The sequence below is a fragment of the Streptomyces sp. NPDC014889 genome, from assembly GCF_043081205.1.
Classification (GTDB): domain Bacteria; phylum Actinomycetota; class Actinomycetes; order Streptomycetales; family Streptomycetaceae; genus Streptomyces.
Genome location: NZ_JBIBWH010000011.1, coordinates 65,119 through 86,709 on the forward strand (window position 1 = coordinate 65,119; position 21,591 = coordinate 86,709).

Annotated in this window: 15 protein-coding genes and 2 pseudogenes; 15 read left to right on the top strand and 2 right to left on the bottom strand. The window is 72.5% G+C overall.

The window, feature by feature from the left end; all coding sequences use genetic code 11:
- Positions 1-26: 26 nt before the first annotated feature.
- The 14 genes and pseudogenes from ACF09J_RS22630 to ACF09J_RS22695 all read left to right on the top strand — a co-directional run.
- Positions 27-1,034, top strand: a complete 1,008-nt coding sequence (locus ACF09J_RS22630) for a methionine synthase (protein ID WP_392307247.1) — start codon at positions 27-29, stop codon at positions 1,032-1,034.
- Positions 1,035-1,049: 15 nt separating this feature from the next.
- Positions 1,050-3,245, top strand: coding sequence for an NAD-dependent DNA ligase LigA (gene ligA / locus ACF09J_RS22635; protein ID WP_392307248.1), 2,196 nt, complete (start codon positions 1,050-1,052; stop codon positions 3,243-3,245).
- Positions 3,246-3,505: 260 nt separating this feature from the next.
- Positions 3,506-5,752 carry a putative bifunctional diguanylate cyclase/phosphodiesterase gene (locus ACF09J_RS22640; protein ID WP_392307249.1) on the top strand — a complete coding sequence of 749 codons (2,247 nt, stop codon included), beginning with the start codon at positions 3,506-3,508 and terminating at the stop codon, positions 5,750-5,752.
- 123 nt (positions 5,753-5,875) lie between these two features.
- The gene (locus ACF09J_RS22645; RefSeq protein WP_392307250.1) at positions 5,876-6,367 is read left to right on the top strand and encodes a cupin domain-containing protein; all 492 of its coding nucleotides are present in this window, start codon (positions 5,876-5,878) and stop codon (positions 6,365-6,367) included.
- A 105-nt stretch (positions 6,368-6,472) separates the two neighbouring features.
- The gene (gatC, locus tag ACF09J_RS22650) at positions 6,473-6,769 is read left to right on the top strand and encodes an Asp-tRNA(Asn)/Glu-tRNA(Gln) amidotransferase subunit GatC (protein ID WP_392307251.1); all 297 of its coding nucleotides are present in this window, start codon (positions 6,473-6,475) and stop codon (positions 6,767-6,769) included.
- A gap of 5 nt (positions 6,770-6,774) precedes the next feature.
- Entirely contained in the window at positions 6,775-8,277 is a 1,503-nt protein-coding gene (gatA, locus tag ACF09J_RS22655) for an Asp-tRNA(Asn)/Glu-tRNA(Gln) amidotransferase subunit GatA (protein WP_392307252.1), read from the top strand.
- Positions 8,274-8,516, top strand: coding sequence for a hypothetical protein (locus tag ACF09J_RS22660; RefSeq protein ID WP_392307253.1), 243 nt, complete (start codon positions 8,274-8,276; stop codon positions 8,514-8,516). Before gatA ends, ACF09J_RS22660 begins: the two co-directional genes overlap by 4 nt.
- A gap of 16 nt (positions 8,517-8,532) precedes the next feature.
- Positions 8,533-10,044: an Asp-tRNA(Asn)/Glu-tRNA(Gln) amidotransferase subunit GatB gene (gene gatB, locus ACF09J_RS22665; RefSeq protein WP_392307254.1), complete on the top strand. Its 1,512-nt coding sequence runs from the start codon at positions 8,533-8,535 to the stop codon at positions 10,042-10,044.
- Positions 10,045-10,164: 120 nt separating this feature from the next.
- Positions 10,165-10,635, top strand: coding sequence for a hypothetical protein (locus ACF09J_RS22670; RefSeq protein ID WP_392307255.1), 471 nt, complete (start codon positions 10,165-10,167; stop codon positions 10,633-10,635).
- Between the two features lie 255 nt (positions 10,636-10,890).
- The gene (locus ACF09J_RS22675) at positions 10,891-13,128 is read left to right on the top strand and encodes an MMPL family transporter (RefSeq protein WP_392307256.1); all 2,238 of its coding nucleotides are present in this window, start codon (positions 10,891-10,893) and stop codon (positions 13,126-13,128) included.
- Positions 13,106-13,669 carry a GNAT family N-acetyltransferase gene (locus ACF09J_RS22680; RefSeq protein ID WP_392307257.1) on the top strand — a complete coding sequence of 188 codons (564 nt, stop codon included), beginning with the start codon at positions 13,106-13,108 and terminating at the stop codon, positions 13,667-13,669. The genes ACF09J_RS22675 and ACF09J_RS22680 overlap by 23 nt, the downstream gene beginning before the upstream one ends.
- A 230-nt stretch (positions 13,670-13,899) precedes the next feature.
- Positions 13,900-14,085 carry a hypothetical protein gene (locus ACF09J_RS22685; RefSeq protein ID WP_392307258.1) on the top strand — a complete coding sequence of 62 codons (186 nt, stop codon included), beginning with the start codon at positions 13,900-13,902 and terminating at the stop codon, positions 14,083-14,085.
- A gap of 113 nt (positions 14,086-14,198) precedes the next feature.
- Positions 14,199-17,254, top strand: a pseudogene (locus tag ACF09J_RS22690) (AAA family ATPase).
- 33 nt (positions 17,255-17,287) lie between these two features.
- A pseudogene (locus tag ACF09J_RS22695) lies at positions 17,288-17,443 on the top strand (DUF6191 domain-containing protein); the annotation flags it as partial.
- A 465-nt stretch (positions 17,444-17,908) separates the two neighbouring features.
- On the opposite strand, the gene ACF09J_RS22700 reads toward ACF09J_RS22695, so the two are convergent.
- Both ACF09J_RS22700 and ACF09J_RS22705 read right to left on the bottom strand, forming a co-directional pair.
- Positions 17,909-19,066, bottom strand: coding sequence for a PQQ-dependent sugar dehydrogenase (locus ACF09J_RS22700; RefSeq protein ID WP_392307259.1), 1,158 nt, complete (start codon positions 19,064-19,066; stop codon positions 17,909-17,911).
- Positions 19,067-19,216: 150 nt separating this feature from the next.
- A complete protein-coding gene (locus ACF09J_RS22705) occupies positions 19,217-20,215 on the bottom strand; it encodes an aldo/keto reductase (protein ID WP_392307260.1) in 999 nt (332 codons plus the stop codon).
- A 78-nt stretch (positions 20,216-20,293) separates the two neighbouring features.
- On the opposite strand from ACF09J_RS22705, the gene ACF09J_RS22710 reads away from it, so the two are divergent.
- Positions 20,294-21,244, top strand: a complete 951-nt coding sequence (locus ACF09J_RS22710; protein ID WP_392307261.1) for a 2-hydroxyacid dehydrogenase — start codon at positions 20,294-20,296, stop codon at positions 21,242-21,244.
- Positions 21,245-21,591: the final 347 nt, after the last annotated feature.

Sequence of the window (21,591 nt, forward strand, 5' to 3'; positions counted from 1 at the left end):
CCCGGCGGGTTGCGTAGGCTTCCCGGGTGAGCGACAACAGCCAGTTCAGGTTCGGTGCCGCCACCGGCGTCGGATCCATGCCCGGTGGGGACGCCCGGGAGGCGGTCAAGACCGTCACCGGCACCTTCGAGGACTTCCCCTTCCTGCCCGAGCTGCCCGCACGCGGCCCCGGCGCCGACATGATCGGTCGCACCGCGGGGATGCTCGTCGAGCTCTACGCGCGCGTGGAGCCCAGCGGCTGGCGGCTCGGGGACCGGCCGGGCCGGGACACCCGGCGGGCGCGGTCCTGGCTCGGGGAGGACCTCGACGCCCTGGAGGAGTACACCCAGGGGTACGAGGGTGCGCTGAAGGTGCAGGCGGTCGGGCCGTGGACGCTCGCCGCCGCCCTGGAGCTCAGGAACGGCGAGGCGGCCCTGTCCGACCCCGGCGCCTGCCGGGACCTGGCCGGCTCCCTAGCCGAGGGACTGCGGCTCCATCTCGCGGAGGTGCGCCGGCGCGTTCCCGGCGCCCGGCTCGTCCTCCAGCTCGACGAGCCGTCCCTGACCGCCGTCCTGCGCGGGCAGGTGCGCAGCGCCAGCGGCTACCGGACCCACCGCGCCGTCGACCGGCAGATCGTGGAGGCCACCCTTCGGGACGTCTTCGGGGCGCACACCGAGGGGCCCGTCGTGGTCCACTCGTGCGCTCCGGAGGTCCCGCTCGCCCTGCTGCGCCGCGCGGGCGCCGCGGCGGTCTCCCTCGACGTCTCGCTCCTCACCGAGCGTGACGACGAGGCGATCGGGGAGGCGATCGAGGCGGGCACCCGGCTCTTCGCCGGTGTCGTCCCCGGCACGGACGGCCCGTTGTCGGACCCTGCCGGTAGCGTCATGGGTGTCAGGACGATGTGGCGCAGGCTGGGGCTGCGGCCGGAGCTTCTCGCCGAGGCGGTCACGGTCACCCCGGCGTGCGGACTCGCGGGCGCTTCCCCCGCGTACGCGCGCCAGGCGCTCGCCCACTGCGTCCGGGCGGCGGGATCGCTCGCGGACAACCCAGAGTAACGGGAGGACAACACGGTGGCCGGCGACAAGCAGCAAGCGGAAACAGCGGTACCCGTCGAGGCACGGGAGAAGCACGCGCGGCTCGCGGAGCAGGTCGAGGAGCACCGCTTCCGGTACTACGTCAAGGACGCTCCCGTCATCAGCGACGCCGAGTTCGACCAGCTCCTGCGCTCACTGGAGGCGCTGGAGGAGGAGCACGCGGAGCTGCGCACGCCCGATTCGCCGACCCAGAAGGTCGCCGTGGCGTACGAGACCGACCTCGCCGAGGTCGAGCACCGGCAGCGGATGCTCTCCCTGGACAACGTCTTCGACGACGAGGGGCTCGCCGCCTGGGCGGACCGGGTCGCCAAGGACGTCGGTACCACCGGTCACCACTTCCTGTGCGAGCTCAAGGTCGACGGCCTCGCGGTCAACCTGACGTACGAGGACGGCAGGCTGACCCGCGCGGCCACCCGTGGCGACGGCCGCGTCGGCGAGGACATCACGCCCAACGTCAAGACGATCGCCGAGATCCCGCACCGGCTGAACGGCGACCGGGTGCCGAGCCTGGTGGAGATCCGCGGGGAGGTCTACTTCCCGATGGAGGCATTCCAGGGCCTCAACGCCCGCCGCGTCGAGGCCGGCGAGAAGCCCTACGCCAACCCCCGCAACTCCGCCTCCGGTTCGCTGCGCCAGAAGGACCCCAAGGTCACCGCGACGCTGCCGCTGCACATGGTGGTCCACGGCATCGGCGCCCTGGAGGGGTACGAGGGACTGACCCGCCTCTCCGAGGCCTACGACCTGCTCAGGTCCTGGGGCCTGCCCACCTCCCGGCACAACAGGGTCGTCGACGACCTCGACGGCGTCCGCGCGTTCATCGCCCACTACGGCGAGAACCGCCACTCCGTGGAGCACGAGATCGACGGCGTGGTCGTCAAGCTGGACGAGATCCCGCTCCAGGGCCGGCTGGGCTCCACCTCCCGCGCGCCGCGCTGGGCGATCGCGTACAAGTACGCGCCGGAGGAGGTCAACACCAAGCTCGTCAACATCCGGGTGGGCGTGGGCCGGACCGGCCGGGTCACGCCGTACGCGCAGGTCGAGCCGGTCACGGTGGCCGGCTCCGAGGTGGAGTTCGCCACCCTGCACAACCAGGACGTCGTCAAGGCCAAGGGCGTGCTCATCGGCGACACGGTGGTGCTGCGCAAGGCCGGTGACGTCATCCCGGAGATCCTCGGACCGGTCGTCGACCTGCGCGACGGCAGCGAGCGCGAGTTCGTGATGCCCTCCGAGTGCCCCGAGTGCGGTACGCCGCTCAGGCCGATGAAGGAGGGCGACGTCGATCTGCGCTGCCCCAACGCGCGTGCGTGCCCGGCCCAGTTGCGTGAGCGCCTGTTCTACCTGGCGGGCCGCAAGGCACTGGACATCGAGCACTTCGGCTATGTCGCCGCGGCCGCCCTCACCAAGCCGCTGGAGCCCGCCGGGCCGCCGCTGAAGGACGAGGGCGACCTGTTCGACCTGACGGTGGAGCAACTCCTCCCCATCAAGGCCCACGTCCTCGACCAGGACAGCGGTCTGCCCAAGCGCGACCCGAAGACCGGCGAGGAGAAGGTCGTCACGGTCTTCGCCAACCAGCAGGGCGAGCCGAAGAAGAACGCGCTGGCGATGCTGGAGAACATCCGGTCCGCCAAGCAGCGCCCGCTCGCCCGCGTCCTCACCGGCCTGTCGATCCGTCATGTCGGACCGGTCGCGGCCCAGGCGCTGGCCCGGGAGTTCCGCTCCATCGACCGCATCGAGCAGGCCGGTGAGGAGGAGCTGGCGAACACGGAGGGCGTCGGCCCGATCATCGCCGCCTCGCTCAAGGAGTGGTTCGCCGAGGAGTGGCACCAGGAGATCCTGCGCAAGTGGCGGGAGGCCGGCGTCCGCATGGAGGAGGAGCGCTCCGGCGAGGACGAAGGCCCGCGCCCGCTTGAGGGGTTGACGGTCGTGGTGACCGGCACCCTGGAGCAGTTCACCCGCGACGGGGCCAAGGAGGCGCTGCAGACCCGCGGCGCGAAGGTGACCGGTTCGGTGTCGAAGAAGACCTCCTTCGTGGTCGTCGGCGACAACCCCGGTTCGAAGTACGACAAGGCGATGCAACTCAAGGTGCCCGTCCTGAACGAGGACGGTTTCCGCGTCCTTCTGGAGCGCGGACCGGACGCGGCGGCCGAAGTCGCGCTTCCGGCCGACGAGTAGCGGTTGAACTCCGCCTGTTCGGCGCATACCAGATGCATACGGGTGGCCGGGGCGCATTCGGGCAACCGTCGACGACCGCTGCCCGTGGAAGCCTTCTGCGGCCTACTGTTGAGCTGTGCGCCCGCCGTGCCCAACCGCGGCCGGGGCATTCCCGTGCTCGTCAGGAGTGCGTGGAAGGTTTTCCAGCGCGGTGCCGTCCAGGGGTCGTGGGGCATCGGGCCGCGTGGCGTGGGCAACCGCCGGCTGTGAGAGGGACGGGAATGGAACCGACCGAGAGCGCCGCCCCGCACTCACGGCTGCGCCGGATGGCCGGCGCATGGCGGGGGAGACAAGAGCGGACACCGGCGCGTCCGGGCGCGACGGAGCACCCCGGACGCGTTGCGGGACAGTACACCGTCGCGCGCGCCCGCGCCTCCGCACACACGGCCGTCGAACGCTTCTCCGGGCTGCACGGCGCCGAACCCGAACGGCACCTGCCCGGCGTCATGTTGCCCGCGGCGATCGTCGCGGCGGCCGCCTCCGAGCTGGGCGTCGGCGTGTACCGGGCGTTCACCGACCACCACGCGCTCTTCCCGTCCGGCACGGCCGGCTGGTGCCTGGCCCTGCTCACCGGCGTCATCGTCGGTCACCTGGTCATGCTCGGCCGGGCCCGCTGGTGGGGCGGCACCGGCTCCGGCGCCACCCTCACCGTCGCCGTGCTGCTGCTCTACGGCTGGGTGCCCGCCGGCATGGTCAGCCTCACCGTCGTCGTCCTGGTCGCGGCGGCCCGGCGCCACCGCTGGCGGCAGGGCGTGCTGCACGGGGCGGTGGACATCCTCGGCATCGGCGCCGGCGGCCTGGTGCTGGGCGCCTTCGGCCGCGTACCGACCGTGGAGAGCCCCTGGAGCCCGGCTGGTTGGACCACCTCCACCGCGGCCCCGGTCGTGCTGGCGGCCGGTGCCTACCTGCTCGTCACCCGCGGCCTGCTCTGGTTCGTGCACCACTCCCGCGGCCCCGGAGTGGCCACCGTCGCCCGCACCGCCGTGATCAGACAGGGCCTGGTCGCCGTCGCCCTGCTCGGCATCTCGCCGCTGGTCTGCGTCGTGGCCGTGGCCAAACCCGTCCTGCTGCCGCTGTTCGCCGTTCCGCTCATCGCCCTCGACTCCACCCTGTGGATAGCCCGCGCCCGGGCCGAGGAGCAGCTCCGCGACCCGCTGACCGGACTGCCCAACCGGCAGTGGCTCCTCGAACGCATCTGGACCGCTCTGGACGACGCCGAACGGATCGGCGCCCGGTCCGCGCTGATGCTGATCGACCTGGACCGGTTCCGTTCGGTCAACGACACGCTCGGTCATCTCGCCGGGGACCGGCTGCTGTTGCAGATCGCCGACCGGCTGCGGCAGGCACTGCCGCGCGGTGCGGAGGCGGCGCGGCTCGGCGGTGACGAGTTCGCCGTGCTGCTGCCGGTCGCCGACTCCACGACGTCCGCCACCCGGATCGCGCGCGCCCTGGTCACCGTCCTCAGCTCCCCGCTCGACCTCGACGGACTCACCCTGGTGCTGGAGGCAAGCGCGGGCGTCGCCGTCTTCCCCGACCACGCCCTGGACGCCGAAGGCCTGCTGCGCCGGGCGGACGTGGCGATGTACCAGGCCAAGCGGGACCGCACGGGCGTGGAGGTCTACGAGTCCAAGCGGGACTCCAACACCCCCGACCGGCTGGGGCTGCTGGGCGATCTGCGCCGGGCCCTCGACGCCCACGAGGTCCAGTTGCACTACCAGCCGAAGGTCCGCTTCGACGGACAGGTCGCCGGCCTGGAGGCGCTGGTCCGCTGGGTGCACCCCGAGCGCGGCAAGGTGCCGCCGGACGAGTTCATAGCGATCGCCGAGTCCTCGGGCCTGATGCCCCATCTGACGGAGTACGTGCTGGAGACCGCGCTCGCGCAGGTCGCCCGGTGGCGGGCCCAGGGACTGTACGTCCCGGTCGCGGTCAACGTCTCCCCGCGCGATGTGCACATACCCGGGTTCGCGGGTTCGGTGGCCGCGCGGCTGGCGCGGCACGGCGTGCCGGCCGGGGCGCTCCAGCTCGAGATCACCGAGCACGTCCTGCTGGAGGACCCGCAGCGGGCCGCCGACACCCTGCACGCCCTGACCGGGCACGGCGTGAAGATGTCGCTGGACGACTTCGGCACCGGCTACTCCTCGCTGGTGCACCTGCGCCGGCTGCCGGTGAGCGAGCTGAAGATCGACCGCTCGTTCGTGGCCCGGCTGGCGGTCGACACGGAGGACGCCGAGATCGTGCGCTGCACGGTCGACCTCGCGCACTCCCTCGGCCTGCTGGTCGTCGCGGAGGGCGTCGAGGACGACGAGACCTGGGAACGGCTGCGGGACCTCGGCTGCGACGCCGTACAGGGCTGGCTCGTCGCCGCCGCGATGCCGCCGGAGGAGACGACGGCGTGGCTGCGGGCGCGCGGGTCGCGCGGCTGGCAGCGGCCCGCCGCGGCGCTGCCCGCGGCGGCGGCCGACGAGTGACGGTCCTCTCCCGCCGTCCACCCGCTCGTCTTGCCGGGTGCGAGGGCCGGAGGGTTGTGTGGAGACGTCCGCTCACCGATCGCGTCGGTCCGCATGCGTACGCAAGGGCCAGGGGGTTTGGAGATGTCTCTGTTCGTCCCGAAGTTCGACGGCACCGTGCTCGTGCGCGACGCCGAGGCCGAGGTGGTCGGCGGGGACCCCGTCGGCGTCAGGCTGCTGGCCGACAGCAGCGCGACCGGCGGCGCGCTGTCCACCGTGCGCGTCACCCTGGCCGAGGGCGCCGACGGGGCCCGGCCCCACTGGCACGACGACTCCGCCGAGATGTTCTTCGTCCTGGACGGGACCGCGGAGCTGCTCTCCGGCGACGACGTGATCACCGCCGAGCGCGGCGGCCTGGTCGTCGTCCCGCCGGGCCGGCCCCATGCCTTCGCCGCCGCCCCCGGCCGCGGGGCCGACCTCCTCATCGTCATCACGCCGGGCGTCGAGCGCTTCGCGTACTTCCGCCACCTCCAGCGCATCCGCCTGGGCGAGGTCGGTCCGGAGAGCCTGCTGGAGGTGCAGGACCTGTACGACAACCACTTCCTGAGCAGCCGCGTGTGGGACGCGCGCCGCTGAACGCCGGCCCCGTGGGGCGGGGTCAGGGAAACCGTTTCACGGCCACCCCGTCCGGCCCCCTAGGATTGGGCCAAAGCACACACACTCACCCCAGAGGATCGCTGCATGCCTGGCATCACGCGCGAGGAGGTCGCCCACCTCGCCCGGCTGGCGCGTCTGGAGCTGAAGCCCGAGGAACTCGAACACCTCGCGGGACAGCTCGACGACATCATCGGCGCGGTGGCCCGCGTCAGCGAGGTCGCCGACCAAGACGTACCGCCGACCTCCCACCCGCTGCCGCTGACCAACGTCATGCGCGCGGACGAGGTCCGTCCGTCGCTCACCTCCGAGCAGGCGCTCTCCGGCGCCCCGGCCCAGGAGCAGCAGCGTTTCAAGGTGCCGCAGATCCTGGGCGAGGAGTGAGAGCCGTGACGGACATGAACAGCATCATCAGGCTCACCGCCGCCGAGACCGCCGCGAAGATCGCCTCCGGCGAGCTCACGGCCGTCGAGGTCACCGAGGCCCACCTGGCCCGCATCGAGGCCGTCGACGAGAAGGTGCACGCCTTCCTGCACGTCGACCGTGAGGGCGCGCTGGCCCAGGCCCGCGCCGTCGACGCGAAGCGGGAGCGCGGCGAGAAGCTCGGCCCGCTGGCCGGCGTGCCGCTCGCGCTCAAGGACATCTTCACCACCGAGGGCGTGCCGACCACGGTCGGCTCCAAGATCCTCGAGGGCTGGATCCCGCCGTACGACGCGACGCTCACCAAGCGGCTGAAGGACGCCGACGTGGTGATCCTCGGCAAGACCAACATGGACGAGTTCGCCATGGGGTCCTCCACCGAGAACAGCGCCTACGGGCCCACCGGCAACCCCTGGGACCTCACCAGGATCCCGGGTGGCTCCGGCGGCGGTTCGAGCGCCGCGATCGCCTCCTACCAGGCTCCGCTCGCCATCGGCACCGACACCGGCGGCTCCATCCGCCAGCCGGCGTCCGTCACCGGCACGGTCGGCGTGAAGCCGACGTACGGCGCGGTCTCCCGTTACGGCATGGTCGCCTTCTCCTCCTCCCTCGACCAGGGCGGCCCCTGCGCCCGTACGGTCCTGGACGCGGCCCTGCTGCACGAGGTGATCGCCGGGCACGACCCGCTCGACTCCACCTCCATCGACGAGCCGGTCCCGCCGGTCGTCGAGGCCGCCCGCAACGGCAGCGTCGCCGGCATGCGCGTCGGCGTCGTCAGGCAGTTCCGCGGCGAGGGCTACCAGGCCGGTGTCATCCAGCGGTTCGACGAGTCCGTCGAACTGCTCAAGGAGCTGGGCGCCGAGATCGTCGAGCTGGACTGCCCGTCCTTCGACCTGGCCCTGTCGGCGTACTACCTGATCGCGCCGTCCGAGTGCTCGTCCAACCTGGCCCGCTTCGACGGCCTTCGCTACGGCCTGCGCACCGGCGACGACGGCACGCACTCCGCCGAGGAGGTCACCTCCCTCACCCGTGAGGAGGGTTTCGGCGCCGAGGTCAAGCGCCGGATCATGCTCGGCACGTACGCGCTCAGCTCCGGCTACTACGACGCGTACTACGGCAGCGCCCAGAAGGTCCGCACCCTGATCAAGCGGGACTTCGACACGGCGTTCGAGCAGGTCGACGTGATCGTCTCCCCGACCACCCCGACCACCGCCTTCGCGATCGGCGAGCGCGCCGACGACCCGATGGCGATGTACCTCGCCGACCTGTGCACCATCCCGACCAACCTGGCGGGCAACGCGGCCATGTCGCTGCCCTGCGGTCTCGCGCCCGAGGACAACCTCCCGGTGGGCCTGCAGATCATCGCCCCGGTGATGAAGGACGACCGGCTGTACAAGGTGGGTGCCGCCGTCGAGGCCGCCTTCGTGGAAAAGTGGGGGCACCCGCTGCTCGAGGAGGCTCCGTCGCTGTGAGTAAGGCACTCGCCAAGGCCAAGGGCTTCAAGAAGTCCAAGTCCGGTACGTACGTGTCCATGGCCACCACCGCGTTCGGCGCGGTCGGTGTCGCCAAGCAGATCAAGAAGGCCCGCGCCGAGCACGACACGCTGCGCCTGATCGACGCCACCGTGTCCGCCGTAGCGATCGTCACCGGCCTCGCCATCCTCTACCGCGAGCTGAAGCGGCTGGGCGACGACGACGTCCTGCTGGGCTGAGAGGGAAGTTTTCACCGTGACCACCACGACCGACCTGGTGTCGTACGAGGACGCGCTGGCGTCGTACGACCCCGTCATGGGCCTCGAGGTCCATGTCGAACTCGGCACCGCCACCAAGATGTTCTGCGGCTGCTCGACCGCGCTCGGCGCCGAGCCGAACACCCAGACCTGCCCGACCTGCCTCGGCATGCCCGGCGCGCTCCCGGTCGTCAACGCGACCGGCGTGGAGTCCGCCATCAAGATCGGCCTCGCGCTGCACTGCGAGATCGCCGAGTGGTGCCGCTTCGCCCGGAAGAACTACTTCTATCCGGACATGCCGAAGAACTTCCAGACCTCCCAGTACGACGAGCCGATCGCCTTCAACGGCTACCTCGACGTGCAGCTGGAGGACGGCGAGACCTTCCGCGTGGAGATCGAGCGCGCCCACATGGAGGAGGACACCGGCAAGTCGACGCACGTCGGCGGCGCCACCGGCCGCATCCACGGCGCGTCCCACTCGCTGCTTGACTACAACCGCGCCGGCATCCCGCTGATCGAGATCGTCACCAAGCCGATCACCGGCGCCGGCGAGCGGGCCCCGGAGGTGGCCAAGGCCTACGTCCGTGAGCTGCGCGAGCTCATCCGGGCCCTCGGCGTGTCCGAGGCCCGCATGGAGATGGGCCAGATGCGCTGCGACGTCAACCTGTCGCTGATGCCCAAGGACGCCGACAAGTTCGGCACCCGCTCCGAGACGAAGAACGTCAACTCGCTGCGGTCCGTGGAGCGCGCGGCCCGCTTCGAGATCCAGCGCCACGCCGCCGTGCTCTCCGGCGGCGGCACGGTGATCCAGGAGACCCGCCACTTCCACGAGGACACGGGGTCCACGACCTCCGGCCGCGTCAAGGAGGAGGCCGAGGACTACCGGTACTTCCCCGAGCCGGACCTGGTCACGGTGGCGCCCTCGCGCGAGTGGGTCGAGGAGATCCGCGCCGCGCTGCCCGAGCTGCCGCTGGTGCGCCGCAACCGGCTCCGCGAGGAGTGGGACGTCTCGGCCACCGAGATGCAGGCCATCCTCAACGCCGGCGCCCTGGACCTCATCGTCGCCACCATCGACGCCGGTGCCGACGCCGCATCCGCCCGCAAGTGGTGGATGGGCGAGCTGGCGCGTGCGGCCAACGAGTCCGGCAAGGCGCTCGACGAGCTGTCGATCACGCCGGCGCAGGTCGCCCGGGTCACCGAGCTGGTCGCCGGGGGCGAGCTGAACGACAAGCTGGCCCGCCAGGTCATCGAGGGCGTCCTCGCCGGGGAGGGCACCCCGGACGAGGTCGTCGACAAGCGCGGCCTGAAGGTGGTCTCCGACGAGGGCGCGCTGACCGCCGCCGTCGAAGAGGCGATCGCCGGGAACCCGGCCATCGCGGACAAGATCCGCGGCGGCAAGGTGGCCGCGGCAGGCGCCCTGGTCGGCGCGGTCATGAAGGCCACGCGCGGCCAGGCCGACGCGGCCCGCGTCAAGGAGCTGATCCTGGAGAAGCTCGGCGTCGAGGGCTGAGCCCGCGAACCGTCTCGGGGGGTGCACCGGATCCGGCGCACCCCCCGCGTCATGCCCGCACGGGGTCCGCGGCCCACCCCCTGTCGGTGCCGCCGGACGGAGGCGCTACGCTCGCGCGCCATGAGTGGACGCGCCGATTCCGAAACGCACCCCGGCATATCCGGGGCCGACGACGTCGAGGCGGCCGGGCCGGAGGACCACGCCGAGGGATACGTCGACGCGGACGCGGGCGTGGGCGGGGGCGGTACGGTGGGCGAAGGCGACGCCGGGGCTCCGGACGACGCCGGGGCTCCGGACGACGCCGGGGCTCCGGACGACGCCGAGGACGAGTGGGAGGACCCCGCCGAGGTCGCGCGCCGTGCCCGGTGGACCGCCGCCGGGGCCGGCGCCCTGCTGACGCTCGCCGGACTCGCCGCGTCGCTGCTGCGGCTGACCCGCGCGGCCTCCGCGCTCGTCCCGGCCGCCTACGCCGCCGGCGCCGCCGTCTGCGCCGTGGCGGCCCTCATCGGCTCCCGGGGACGCACCCGGCGGGCACTGTGGCTGCTGATCGCCGGGACGATGGTGATGGCGCTCGGCGACCAGCTCGACTGACCGCGCGGCGGACACGCGATGGATCCACGGTGGAATCGCGGGGCCGGCACGGCGAACGTCCGGCGGGACGACAGACTTCCTCTGATTGTCCTGTGAATTGGGTCGCACTGATGTGAATCGGCCCACGAACGGGCTAAACGATCAGATTTGCCTGCAAGAGTGTCTTCAGATTGCTCATGCGTTCTTTGCGGGCTGTTCCGATCATGGACGACTGTTCCCGGTCAAAGATCCACAAATCCCCCAGGGAGCACGTTCGTGGCAGCCCTAGCGCGCTGGTGTGTCCGGCACCGCCTCGTCGTCGTACTGCTCTGGCTCCTTGCCTTCGGCGGGGTCACCGCTGCCGCCTCGGTCACCGGCTCCGCGTACTCCAACGACTACGAGGTCCCCGGCACCGAGTCGGGACGCGCCACCCAGCTGCTCAAGGAGGGCTTCCCCGGACTCGGCGGCGACAGCGACACCGTCGTCTGGCACACCGCGTCCGGCACGGTGCGCGCCGCGGACGTCGAGCAGACGATGACCCGCACCCTGGACAAGATCGCCGCGCTGCCCCAGGTGGCGTCCGTGACCAGCCCCTACAAGGACCAGGACGTCCAGGGCTCCGACCAGATCAGCCCCGACGGGCGCACCGCGTACGCCACCGTCACCTTCACCCACCCGTCCCAGGACATCACCAAGCCCCAGGCCGAGGCCGTGGTCGAAGCGGCCAAGGCGGCCGGAACCGACGGGCTCCAGGTGGAACTCGGCGGCAGCGCGATCAGCCTCACCGCGGCCTCCGGCGACCACACCGCCGAGATCGTCGGCGTGCTCGTCGCGGCCGGGGTGCTGCTCATCGCCTTCGGCTCGCTCGCCGCGGCCGTGCTGCCCATCGCCAGCGCGCTGCTGAGCGTGGGCACCGCCCACGCCGCCATCGGACTGCTCGGCCACGCCATGACGGTCGCCGACTTCGCGCCCATGCTGGGCATGCTGATCGGACTCGGCGTCGGCATCGACTACGCGCTGTTCATCGTCACCCGGCACCGGCGCGGACTGAAACGCGGACTCACCCCCACCGAGGCGGTCACGAACGCCGTCGCCACCACCGGACGCGCCGTCGTGTTCGCGGGCGCCACGGTGTGCATCGCCCTGCTCGGCATGCTCATCCTGCGGCTGGGCTTCCTCAACGGCGTGGCGGTCGCCGCCTCCCTGACCGTCGTCCTCACCGTCGCCGCCTCGGTGACCCTGCTGCCCGCGCTGCTCAGGATCGTCGGCCTGCGCGCCCTCAGCCGCCGCGAACGGCGCCGCCTGGCCGAGCACGGGCCCGTACCCGAGGTGCCCACCGGGTTCGCCGCCCGCTGGTCGGCCTTCGTCGAACGCCACCCCAAGGCACTCGGCGTCGTCGCCCTCGCCGTCATCACCGTGCTGGCGCTGCCCACGCTCTCCCTCCACCTCGGCACCTCCGACCAGGGCAACGACCCCAGCACGGCGACCACCCGGAAGGCGTACGACCTCGTCGCCGAGGGCTTCGGGCCGGGCGTCAACGGGCCGCTCACCCTGGTGACCCGGGTGGACGGGGCCGAGGGCAGACTCGCCCTGGACAGCCTCGACACCACCCTGCGCGCCACCGAGGGCGTCGCCGCGGTGACTCCGGCGACCTACAACGCCGGCGGCACCGTGGCGTACCTGTCCGTGGTCCCCGACTCCGCGCCGCAGTCCCAGCGCACCAGCGACCTCGTCCACCGGTTGCGCACCGAGGTGCTGCCGCGCGCCGAGACCGGCACCACGCTCGACCTGCACGTCGGCGGGGTCACCGCCGGATACGACGACTTCGCCGCCGTGATCATCGGCAGACTGCCCCTGTTCGTCGGCGTGGTGGTCGGACTCGGCTGCGTCCTGCTGCTGCTCGCCTTCCGGTCCCTCGGCATCCCGCTCAAGGCCGCCGCGATGAACATAGCCGCCGTCGCCGCCGCGTTCGGCGTCGTCGTCACGATCTTCCAATGGGGCTGGGGCAGCGAGTTCCTCGGCCTCGGCCGGGCCGGCCCCATCGAACCCTTCCTGCCCGTGATCATGGTCTCGGTGCTCTTCGGGCTCTCCATGGACTACCAGGTCTTCCTGGTCAGCCGGATGTACGAGGAGTGGCTGGAGACCGGTGACAACCGGCGGGCCGTCCGCGTCGGCCTCGCCGAGACCAGCCGGGTGATCAACTCCGCCGCGGTCATCATGATCTCGGTCTTCCTCGCCTTCGTGCTCAGCGGCGACCGCGTGATCGCCATGTTCGGCATCGCGCTCGCCTCCGCCGTCGCGCTCGACGCCTTCGTGCTGCGCACCCTGCTCGTGCCCGCCCTGATGCACCTGCTCGGCCGCGCCAACTGGTGGCTGCCGCGCCGGCTCGACCGCGTGCTGCCCCGGATCAGCATCGAGCCGCCCGAGTGCCGCGCCGCGCATGAGAGGCTCACGGACGTCGTGAGCGAACTGGCGAAGGAGACACAGCAGGATGTACGCGATACCCCTGGGTGACGGAGCCGAACTGCGCCCCCTGGAGCCCTGGCACGCCGAGGAGTTCCTAGCGCACCTGGAGCGGGGACGGGAGTTCATCACCCGGCACGTCCCCTTCGGTGCGAAAGCCACGGACGTGGAGTCCGCACGGGCCATCCTCCAGTCGTTCGCCGACAAGCGCGCCGCCGACAGCGGCTTCCTGCACGGGCTGTGGCTGGAGGACAAGCTGGTCGGCGGGCTGCTGTTCCGCGTATTCGACGCGGCCACCGGCACCTGCGAGATCGGCTGCTGGCTGGAGCCGGCCGGCACCGGACGCGGACTCGTCACGCGTGGCGCGCGGGTGCTCATCGACTGGGCGTTCGACGAGCGGGACATGCACCGCGTGGAGTGGCACGCCTCCTCGGCCAACGAGGCGAGCGTCAACGTGGCGCGCCGGCTGGGGCTGACCCGCGAGGGCGTCCTGCGCGAGAGCTTCCCCTACCGGGGCGTGCGCCAGGACACGGAGGTGTGGGCGGTGCTCGCCCCCGAGTGGCGTGAGGCACGCGCGCGCGAGGGCCGCTGAGCCGGCAGGGGCCGACGTCCCCTCCCTACGCGCGGTCCCGGGCGGGCCGTAGCCGCCTTACCCGTCTCCACCGGTGCCTTACGGCCCTTCCGCGGCCCCCGCACGCGCGCCTAAGGCACCCCGCACGGGGAAGATGCGGCACTCTCCCGATGTGGCCGGACCCCCTGGGAGACGACAGTGGAGGCATCGCGGAAAGCGACGCCGAAACCACCGCTCACCAGGGAGACACCGTGTTCCACTACGAACTGCACCAGCTGCGCTCCGCCGAACTCGGCCGCATCGCCGAGCACGACCGCCTGGTCCGCGACGCCCTGCGTGCCCGCCGCGCCGCCCGCCGCCCGGCCGGTGGACGGACCGCCGAGGCGGAGTCCCATACCCACCGCCCGCACCGGCACCGGTTCACCCGAGCGGCGTGAACACGGGCCGGCCGGACCCCGGCGGACAGGGAGGTCCCGGCTCCACGGGGGTGGACCGGGGCCTTCCGCCCGCCGTGCGGAAAACAGGTGCCGCGCCGGCGGACTTGCGTGCGATGCTCGGGCATGTGGAGACCAGGTCCGTCAGTCCGGTGTTCGTCGGCCGCGCCGACGAGTTGGGCACGCTGCGCGACGCGCTCACCCACGCGGCACGGGGAGAGCCGCAGGTCCTGCTGCTCGGCGGTGAGGCGGGCGTCGGCAAGACCCGGCTGGTCGAGGAGTTCGCCGGCGCCGCCGTTCGCGCCGGCGCCGTCGTGGCACTCGGCGGCTGTGTGGAGATCGGCGCCGACGGACTGCCGTTCGCCCCCTTCTCCGCCGCCCTGCGCGCCCTGCGCCGCGAACTGCCCGGCGAACTCGCCGCCGCGGCCGCCGGACAGGAGGAGGAACTCGCCCGGCTGCTGCCCGAACTCGGCGAACCGGCCACCGCCCGAGGTACCGGCCGGCACGACGAGGAGGGCATGGCCCGCCTCTTCGAACTCACCGCCCGCCTGCTGGAGCACGTCGCCGCCGACCACACGGTCGTCGTCGCCCTGGAGGACCTGCACTGGGCCGACGCCTCCACCCGGCACCTGCTCGCCTACCTGCTGCGCACCCTGCGCACCGGCCGCCTCGTCGTCCTGGCCACCTACCGCTCCGACGACATCCACCGCCGTCACCCGCTGCGGCCGCTGCTCGCCGAACTCGACCGGCTCCGCACGGTCCACCGGCTCGAACTCGCCCGCTTCACCCGGCAGGAAGTGGGCCGCCAGATCGCCGGCATCCTCGCCACCGAACCGGACCCGGTCCAGGTCGACGAGATCTTCGAACGCTCCGACGGCAACGCCTTCTTCGTCGAGGAACTCGCCGTCGCCGCCCACGAGGGCTGCCGCACCAGCCTCAGCGACTCCCTGCGCGACCTGCTGCTCGTCCGGGTGGAGAAGTTGCCCGAGTCCGCCCAGCGGATCGTCAGGATCGCCGCCGAGGGCGGGTCCACCGTCGAGCACCGGCTGCTCGCGGCCGTCGCCCGGCTCGCCGAGGACGACCTCATCGAGGCGCTGCGGGGCGCCGTGAACGCCAACATCCTCATCGCCGCCCCCACCGGCGACGGCTACCGCTTCCGGCACTCCCTGGTGCGTGAGGCCGTCGGCGACGACCTGCTGCCCGGCGAGCGCACCCGCCTCAACCGCCGCTACGCCGAAGCCCTGGAGGCCGACCCGACCCTCGTCCCGGCCGACGAGCGGGTCACACGGCTGGCCAGCTACTGGTACCACGCCCACGATCCGGCCAAGGCCCTGCCCGCCGTCCTGGACGCCTCCGTGGCGGCCCGCGCCCGCCACGCCTACAGCGAGCAACTGAGGCTGCTGGAACGGGCGATGGAGCTGTGGGACGCCGCGCCGCACGAGGTGCGGGCCCGGCTGCGGCCCGTCGACTACACCGAGATCTACCCTCCCTGCGGCTGCGATCCGGCGACGGCCCCGCTGACCTTCCTCGACCTGATGGCCGAGGCCGCCGTCGCGGGCCGCTTCTGCGGGGAGCGGGACCGCGCCCTGAAGATCACCAAGCGGGCACTGCGCCTGGTGGAGGAGGAGAACGACCCGCTCCGGGCCGCCTGGTTCTGGATCCAGCGCTCCAAACTGGTCCAGTCGAAGGCCCACGGCGACGGCTGGCAGGAACTGGGGACCGCGCAGGAACTCGTGCGCGGGCTGCCCCCGTCCGAGGTGCACGCGGAGGTGCTGGCCAACGTCGCCCAGTGGTCCATGGTGCACGTGCCGGGCCCCGACGCCCTCTCGGCCGCCGAACGGGCCGTGGAGTACGCCCGCATGGTCGGCGCCCGCGAGATCGAGATGACCGCGCGGCTCACCCTGGGCGGCCTCATGGTCCAGGCCGGCGACGTCGAGGCGGGCCTCGCCGAGATGTACGAGGTCAACAGACGCACGGTCGGCGACGGCATCGCCGCCGTGGCCGGCCGCTCCTACGTCAACCTGCCCTCCGAGCTGGAGTCCGTCGGCCGTTCCCGCGAGGCCGTGCCGCTCATGGAACAGGGCATCGCCTTCACCCGGTGCTTCGGCCTGCTTGAGAGCGAGGCCTGGGTGTGGGGCAACCTCGCCGAGTCGCTGTTCACCCTGGGGCGTTGGGAGGAGGCCGCCGAGGCCGCCTCCCGGTCCCGGCGCGTCGGCCAGAGCGCCAAGCCGCGCGGCTTCCACGCCCGTATCCGCGCCGAACTCGCCCTCGAACGGGGCGACCTGGCCGAGGCTTCCGATCAACTGGCCGACGCCCTCGACAACTTCGGCACCCACGACAACGCCCCCCAGCACGCCCTGCCGCTCGCCCGCATCGTCATCGGGGTCGCCGCGGGCGAGGGCCGCCTGCTGGACGCCCGCGCCGAACTTCAACGCGTCCTGGACGACGGCTTCCCACCCGGCACCCAGCGCTACGGCTGGCCGCTGCTGCTCACCGCCGCCACGGTCGAGACCCGTGCGGCAGGGCTGCCCGCCGCCGGCCCCGGACGCGCCGAGACCCTGGAGCGCATCCGCGCCGCCGCCAAGTCGCTGACCACCAACGTGCCCGTCTGGCAGGCGTACGAACGCTGGGTGCGCGCCGAACTGCTGCGCGCCGAGGGCCGCGGCTGCCCGGAGGAATGGGCCGGGATCGTCGCCGCCTTCGAGACGCTGGAGCGCCCCTACGACCTCGCCCGCGTCCGCTGCCGGCTCGCCGAGGTCCTGCTCGGCACCGACGAGGACCAGCGGGACCGGGCCACCGAGCTGCTGCGCCTGGCGCACGCCGTCGCCGAGCACACCTGCGCGCCCGCCCGCTCGCCGACTCCGTCGCCCTGCTGGCCCGGCGTGCCCGCCTCGCCCTGACCGGCGCCCCGCAGAACCCTTCCGCCTCGGCCGACCCCGTCGAGTCCCTGGGGCTCACCAGCCGGGAACGCGACGTCCTGCGGCTGGTCTCCGCCGGCCGCACCAACCGGCAGATAGCGGAGGAACTCTTCATCTCGCCGAAGACGGCCAGCGTCCACGTTTCGAACATCCTGGCTAAAATGGGTGTTTCGGGCCGTGGTGAGGCGGCGGCACTGGCCCACCGGCTGGGCATGTTCCCCCCGGGGGCCTCGGACCGGCTGGTCGCGGGATGACGGCGAGGCACCGACCCGACCGGGAGGAGAGCCGTGTTCAACGTCTTCGAGGAACTGTTCGCGCCCGGCCGCAAGCACACCCGGGACGAGCAGAACCGGCTGGAGCTGACCCGGGAGGACGTCGGGGACAACGATCCCGGGCGCGGGCCGATCGACCTAGTGCCCCGACAGGCAACGTTCGCCCCGTCGCGACGCCCGGCACGCACTTTCGCCGCACCGGCCGAAAGCCCAAGTACGTCCAGTACGAGGACTTCCGGCCGGCACTCCCCCAAGCTCTTCGAGCAGGGGGGACCCCCAGAGCACGCACCGGACGCCGCTCCTTCACGGGCAAACGTTGCCTGCCGCGGCACTAGGGCGTGTTTCGAAAGTGGCGCCGTCCGCCCGGAGGGCGGGCCCCACGGCGTCTGGTGCGGTGCATCGCAAGGCGGAGGGTCGCCCGCGTACTGGGCTTACGCGGGCGACCCCGACAACGCGGCGAGGCGCCGTGCCAGGCGTTGCGGGGCAGGCGGGACTTTCGAAACACGCCCTAGCTTCCGGGAAGGTCGTCGTACGCCCGCCCGAGCCCTTCGAGGAGGAGGCCGCAGCCGGCGGGGAGGAGTGAGGGCCGGGGCCTAGACCTGGAACCGGGGCCAGGATCAGGGCCGGGGACGGGGCCTACGTCACCTCCAGTTCCAGGATCCGGTCGTCGCCCTTCTTCGGAGTGCCACGGCCGTCGGTGTTGCTGGTGACCAGCCAGAGCTTGTCGCCGCCCGCCGGGACCACCGTGCGCAGGCGGCCGTAGGTGCCGGTGAGGAAGGCCTCGGGGGCCGCCGAGAGCTTGGTGCCCCTCAGGGGGACGCGCCACAGGCGTTCGCCCCTCAGGCTCGCCATCCAGATGGAGCCCCGGGCGTAGGCGATGCCGCTGGGGGAGGCCACGTCCGTGTGCCACTGGGTCACCGGGTTGTGGAACTTCGGGTCGTTCGACCTGCCCTCCGCGTCCGGCCAGCCGTAGTTGTCGCCCGGCTTGATCGCGTTCAGCTCGTCCCAGGTGTCCTGGCCGAACTCCGAGGCGAAGAGACGCTGCTTGTCGTCCCAGGCCAGGCCCTGCACATTGCGGTGGCCGTACGAGTACACAGGGGAGTCGGGGAACGGGTTGCCCGGGGCGGGCCGGCCGTCCGGGGTCAGCCGCAGGATCTTGCCGGCCAGGGACTTCCTGTCCTGGGCCAGGCCCCGGTCACCGGTCTCGCCCGTGCCCGCGTAGAGCATCCTGTCGGGGCCGAAGGCGATCCGGCCGCCGTTGTGGATGACGCCCTTGGGGATGCCCTTGAAGATCGTGTCGGGGGCGCCCAGTTGCATGCCGGGCGGCTTCTTGTCGTCGTACAGCATCCGGACGATGCGGTTGTCCGAGGCCGAGGTGAAGTAGGCGTAGATCAGGTGGTCGGAGGCGTAGTCCGGGGAGAGCGCGATGCCCAGCAGGCCGCCCTCGCCCTCCGGGGACACCCCGGACACCTTGCCCAGTTCGGTCTTCTGCCCGGTCCTCTCGTCGATCCGAGTGATCGTCGCCTGGTCGCGGGAGGAGACGAGGAGACCACCGCCGGGGAGCGGGGCCAGTCCCCAGGGGCTGTTCAGGCCCTCCGCGACCGTGCGCAGGACCTTCACCGAGCCCTTGGCGGGCGGCGCGGTCTCCGTGGGGGCCTGCCCGGACGGCGAGGCCACCGCCGTCGTACGGCCGGGCGCCATGCCGTCCCCACCGGCCGACGAGGCCCCGGAGGAGCAGCCGGCCGTCAGCACTAGGGCGGCGGCCAGCACGCCCGTCACAGCTCGACGTCGCACGATCTTCGTCCTTTCACACGGCGGGTTCCACCTGTCTTACACCGCCCACGCCTCCCAGGTTCCCGATCACCCGAAACCCACGCGCGGCGGCGGGAGTCGGCCAAGGTCGTTCCCGGGCCCGGCCGGTCGCCAACCAGCGCGGGGCCCGGCTCAGTCCCACGAGCCCTGGGCCCGTGGCAGGCGGCTCAGTTCCGTCAGGTCCTCGGGGGTCAGGCGCAGTCCCGCCGCGTTCGCGTTCTCCGTGACCCAGCGCTCCTGCTTGGTGCCGGGGACCGGGATCACGTGGGGGCCCTGGGCCAGGACCCAGGCCAGGGCCACCTGGGCGGGGGTGACGTCCTCACCGTGGCGGGCGGCTGTCCGCCGCAGGCCGGCCACGACCGGCTGGTTCGCGGCCATCATCTCGGCGGTGAAACGGGGGTGCCGGGCCCGTACGTCCTCCGGCTCGAAACCCTGGCCCGGGGTGAGCGTGCCGGTCAGGAAGCCGTTGCCCAGCGGCATCGCCGCCAGGAAGCCGACCCCGCGCTCCGCGCACCACGGCAGCAGCGACTCCAGCGCCTCCGGCGACCACACCGACAGCTCCGCCTGGACCGCGCTGACCGGGAAGACCTGCTGCACCCGCTCGAGTTGGCGGACCGTTCCGTCGTGCAGCCGCGCGCCGGACCGGCGCCGGCCCCGCGCACCCACCGCGCACAGGCCGAGCGCCCGCACCTTCCCGGCCCGCACCAGCTCCGCCATCGCCCCCCAGGTCTCCTCGACCGGGACCTCGGGATCGGCGCGGTGCAACTGGTAGAGGTCGATCACGTCCGTCTGGAGCCGCCTGAGCGAGGCGTCGCACGCCCGCCGCACATAGCCGGGACGGCCGTTGGCCACGATGTGCTGCTCGCCCACCAGCAGGCCGACCTTCGTCGAGACGAAGGCGTCCGCCCGCCGCTCCTTCAGCACCCGCCCCAGCAGCAGCTCGTTGGTGAACGGGCCGTACATGTCGGCCGTGTCCAGGAGCGTCGAGCCCAGGTCCAGCGCCCGGTGCACGGCCCTGAGCGACTCCGCGCCCCGCTGCCGCGACGCGCTGTAGGCCCAGCTCATCGGCATGCACCCCAGTCCGACGGCCCCCACCGCGAGTGCCGTCGCGCCGATCGTCCTGCGCTCCACTTGGCCGTAACCCTCCCTCTCCCAGGGCCCACCAACCTAACCTCTGGCGCCGCGTGCCCCTGGCATAGCCTCCTGAGCATGACTGCTGACGTATGGCTGCCCATTCCGCCGGACGAGATCGCGGGGCTCCCGCAGGGGCCCTCCTATCGTTTCTGGGACGGCGCCGGGGAGTTCCCGGCGGACCCCGCCGACTGCGTCTTCTACGTCGTGCCGTACATGAAGCCCGGCGGCGTCGGTCTGCGCCCGATGCCCCGGATGAGTTCCGTACGGGTCGTGCAGACGCTGTCCGCCGGTACCGACCAGGTGGAGCCGGGCCTGCGGCACCTGCCGCCGGGCGTACGGCTGTGCAACGCGCGCGGGGTGCACGAGGCGAGTACCGGCGAGCTCGCGCTGGCGCTCATCCTGGCCTCGCTGCGTGGCATCCCCGACTTCGTCCGGGCCCAGGACCGGGGCGAGTGGGGCGGCGGCTTCCACCCGGCCCTCGCCGACAAGAACGTCCTCATCGTCGGCTACGGCTCGATCGGGGCCGCCATCGAGGACCGGCTCGTGCCCTTCGAGGTCGCGCGGGTGGCGCGCGTGGCGCGCTCCGCGCGCACCACGGAGCGCGGTCCGGTGCATCCGCTCACCGCTCTTCACTCCCTGCTCCCGCAGGCCGATGTCGTCGTCCTGTCCACGCCCTTGACGGAGTCCACGCGCGGACTGGTGAACGCGGACTTCCTGGCGCGGATGAAGGACGGCGCACTGCTGGTGAACGTCGCGCGCGGCCCCGTCGTCGACACCGGTGCGCTGCTCACCGAGCTGGACAGTGGCCGCCTGACCGCCGCCCTCGACGTCACCGACCCCGAGCCGCTGCCCCCGGGCCACCCGCTGTGGCACGCTCCGGGAGTGCTGATCAGCCCCCACGTCGGCGGCCCCACATCGGCGTTCCGGCCACGTGCCGAGCGGCTTCTGGCGGGCCAGTTGCGCCGTTTCGTGAACCAGGAGCCGCTCGCCAACGTGGTTCTGACGACGGGCAGGGAAAGCGCCTGATCCGCTTCGGGTACGGTCCGCGATCATCCAGATGCGTTCCGTGCCCGCATCGATGCTGGTCGTCACGGAGCGTAGAGAAGCTATGTCCCTGAGTGACGAGACTGGTGTATCGTCCCGACAGGGGCTGCGCCGCGCACCGTTCGGCGCCGGGGATGGACATTTCAGACTGCGAGGGGGGCGACGGGCGATGCACGGCCTATGGACGAACGATCCGACGCGGCGGGGCCGCCACCGGCGGCCCTGGCGCACGGCCGCGCGCAGACGCGGCCACCACACCCATCACCACCACCGCAGGCCCGGCGGCCGCCGGAGGCGTGCCCACCCGGCGCACCGGCAGCCGGGGGACC

Bases quoted from the DNA above. Each gene is read 5' to 3' on its own strand.
- ACF09J_RS22640 (WP_392307249.1), top strand. From the start codon at position 3,506: ATGGAACCGACCGAGAGCGCCGCCCCGCACTCACGGCTGCGCCGGATG.
- ACF09J_RS22645 (WP_392307250.1), top strand. From the start codon at position 5,876: ATGTCTCTGTTCGTCCCGAAGTTCGACGGCACCGTGCTCGTGCGCGAC.
- gatC (WP_392307251.1), top strand. From the start codon at position 6,473: ATGCCTGGCATCACGCGCGAGGAGGTCGCCCACCTCGCCCGGCTGGCG.
- ACF09J_RS22670 (WP_392307255.1), top strand. From the start codon at position 10,165: ATGAGTGGACGCGCCGATTCCGAAACGCACCCCGGCATATCCGGGGCC.
- ACF09J_RS22680 (WP_392307257.1), top strand. From the start codon at position 13,106: ATGTACGCGATACCCCTGGGTGACGGAGCCGAACTGCGCCCCCTGGAG.
- ACF09J_RS22710 (WP_392307261.1), top strand. From the start codon at position 20,294: ATGACTGCTGACGTATGGCTGCCCATTCCGCCGGACGAGATCGCGGGG.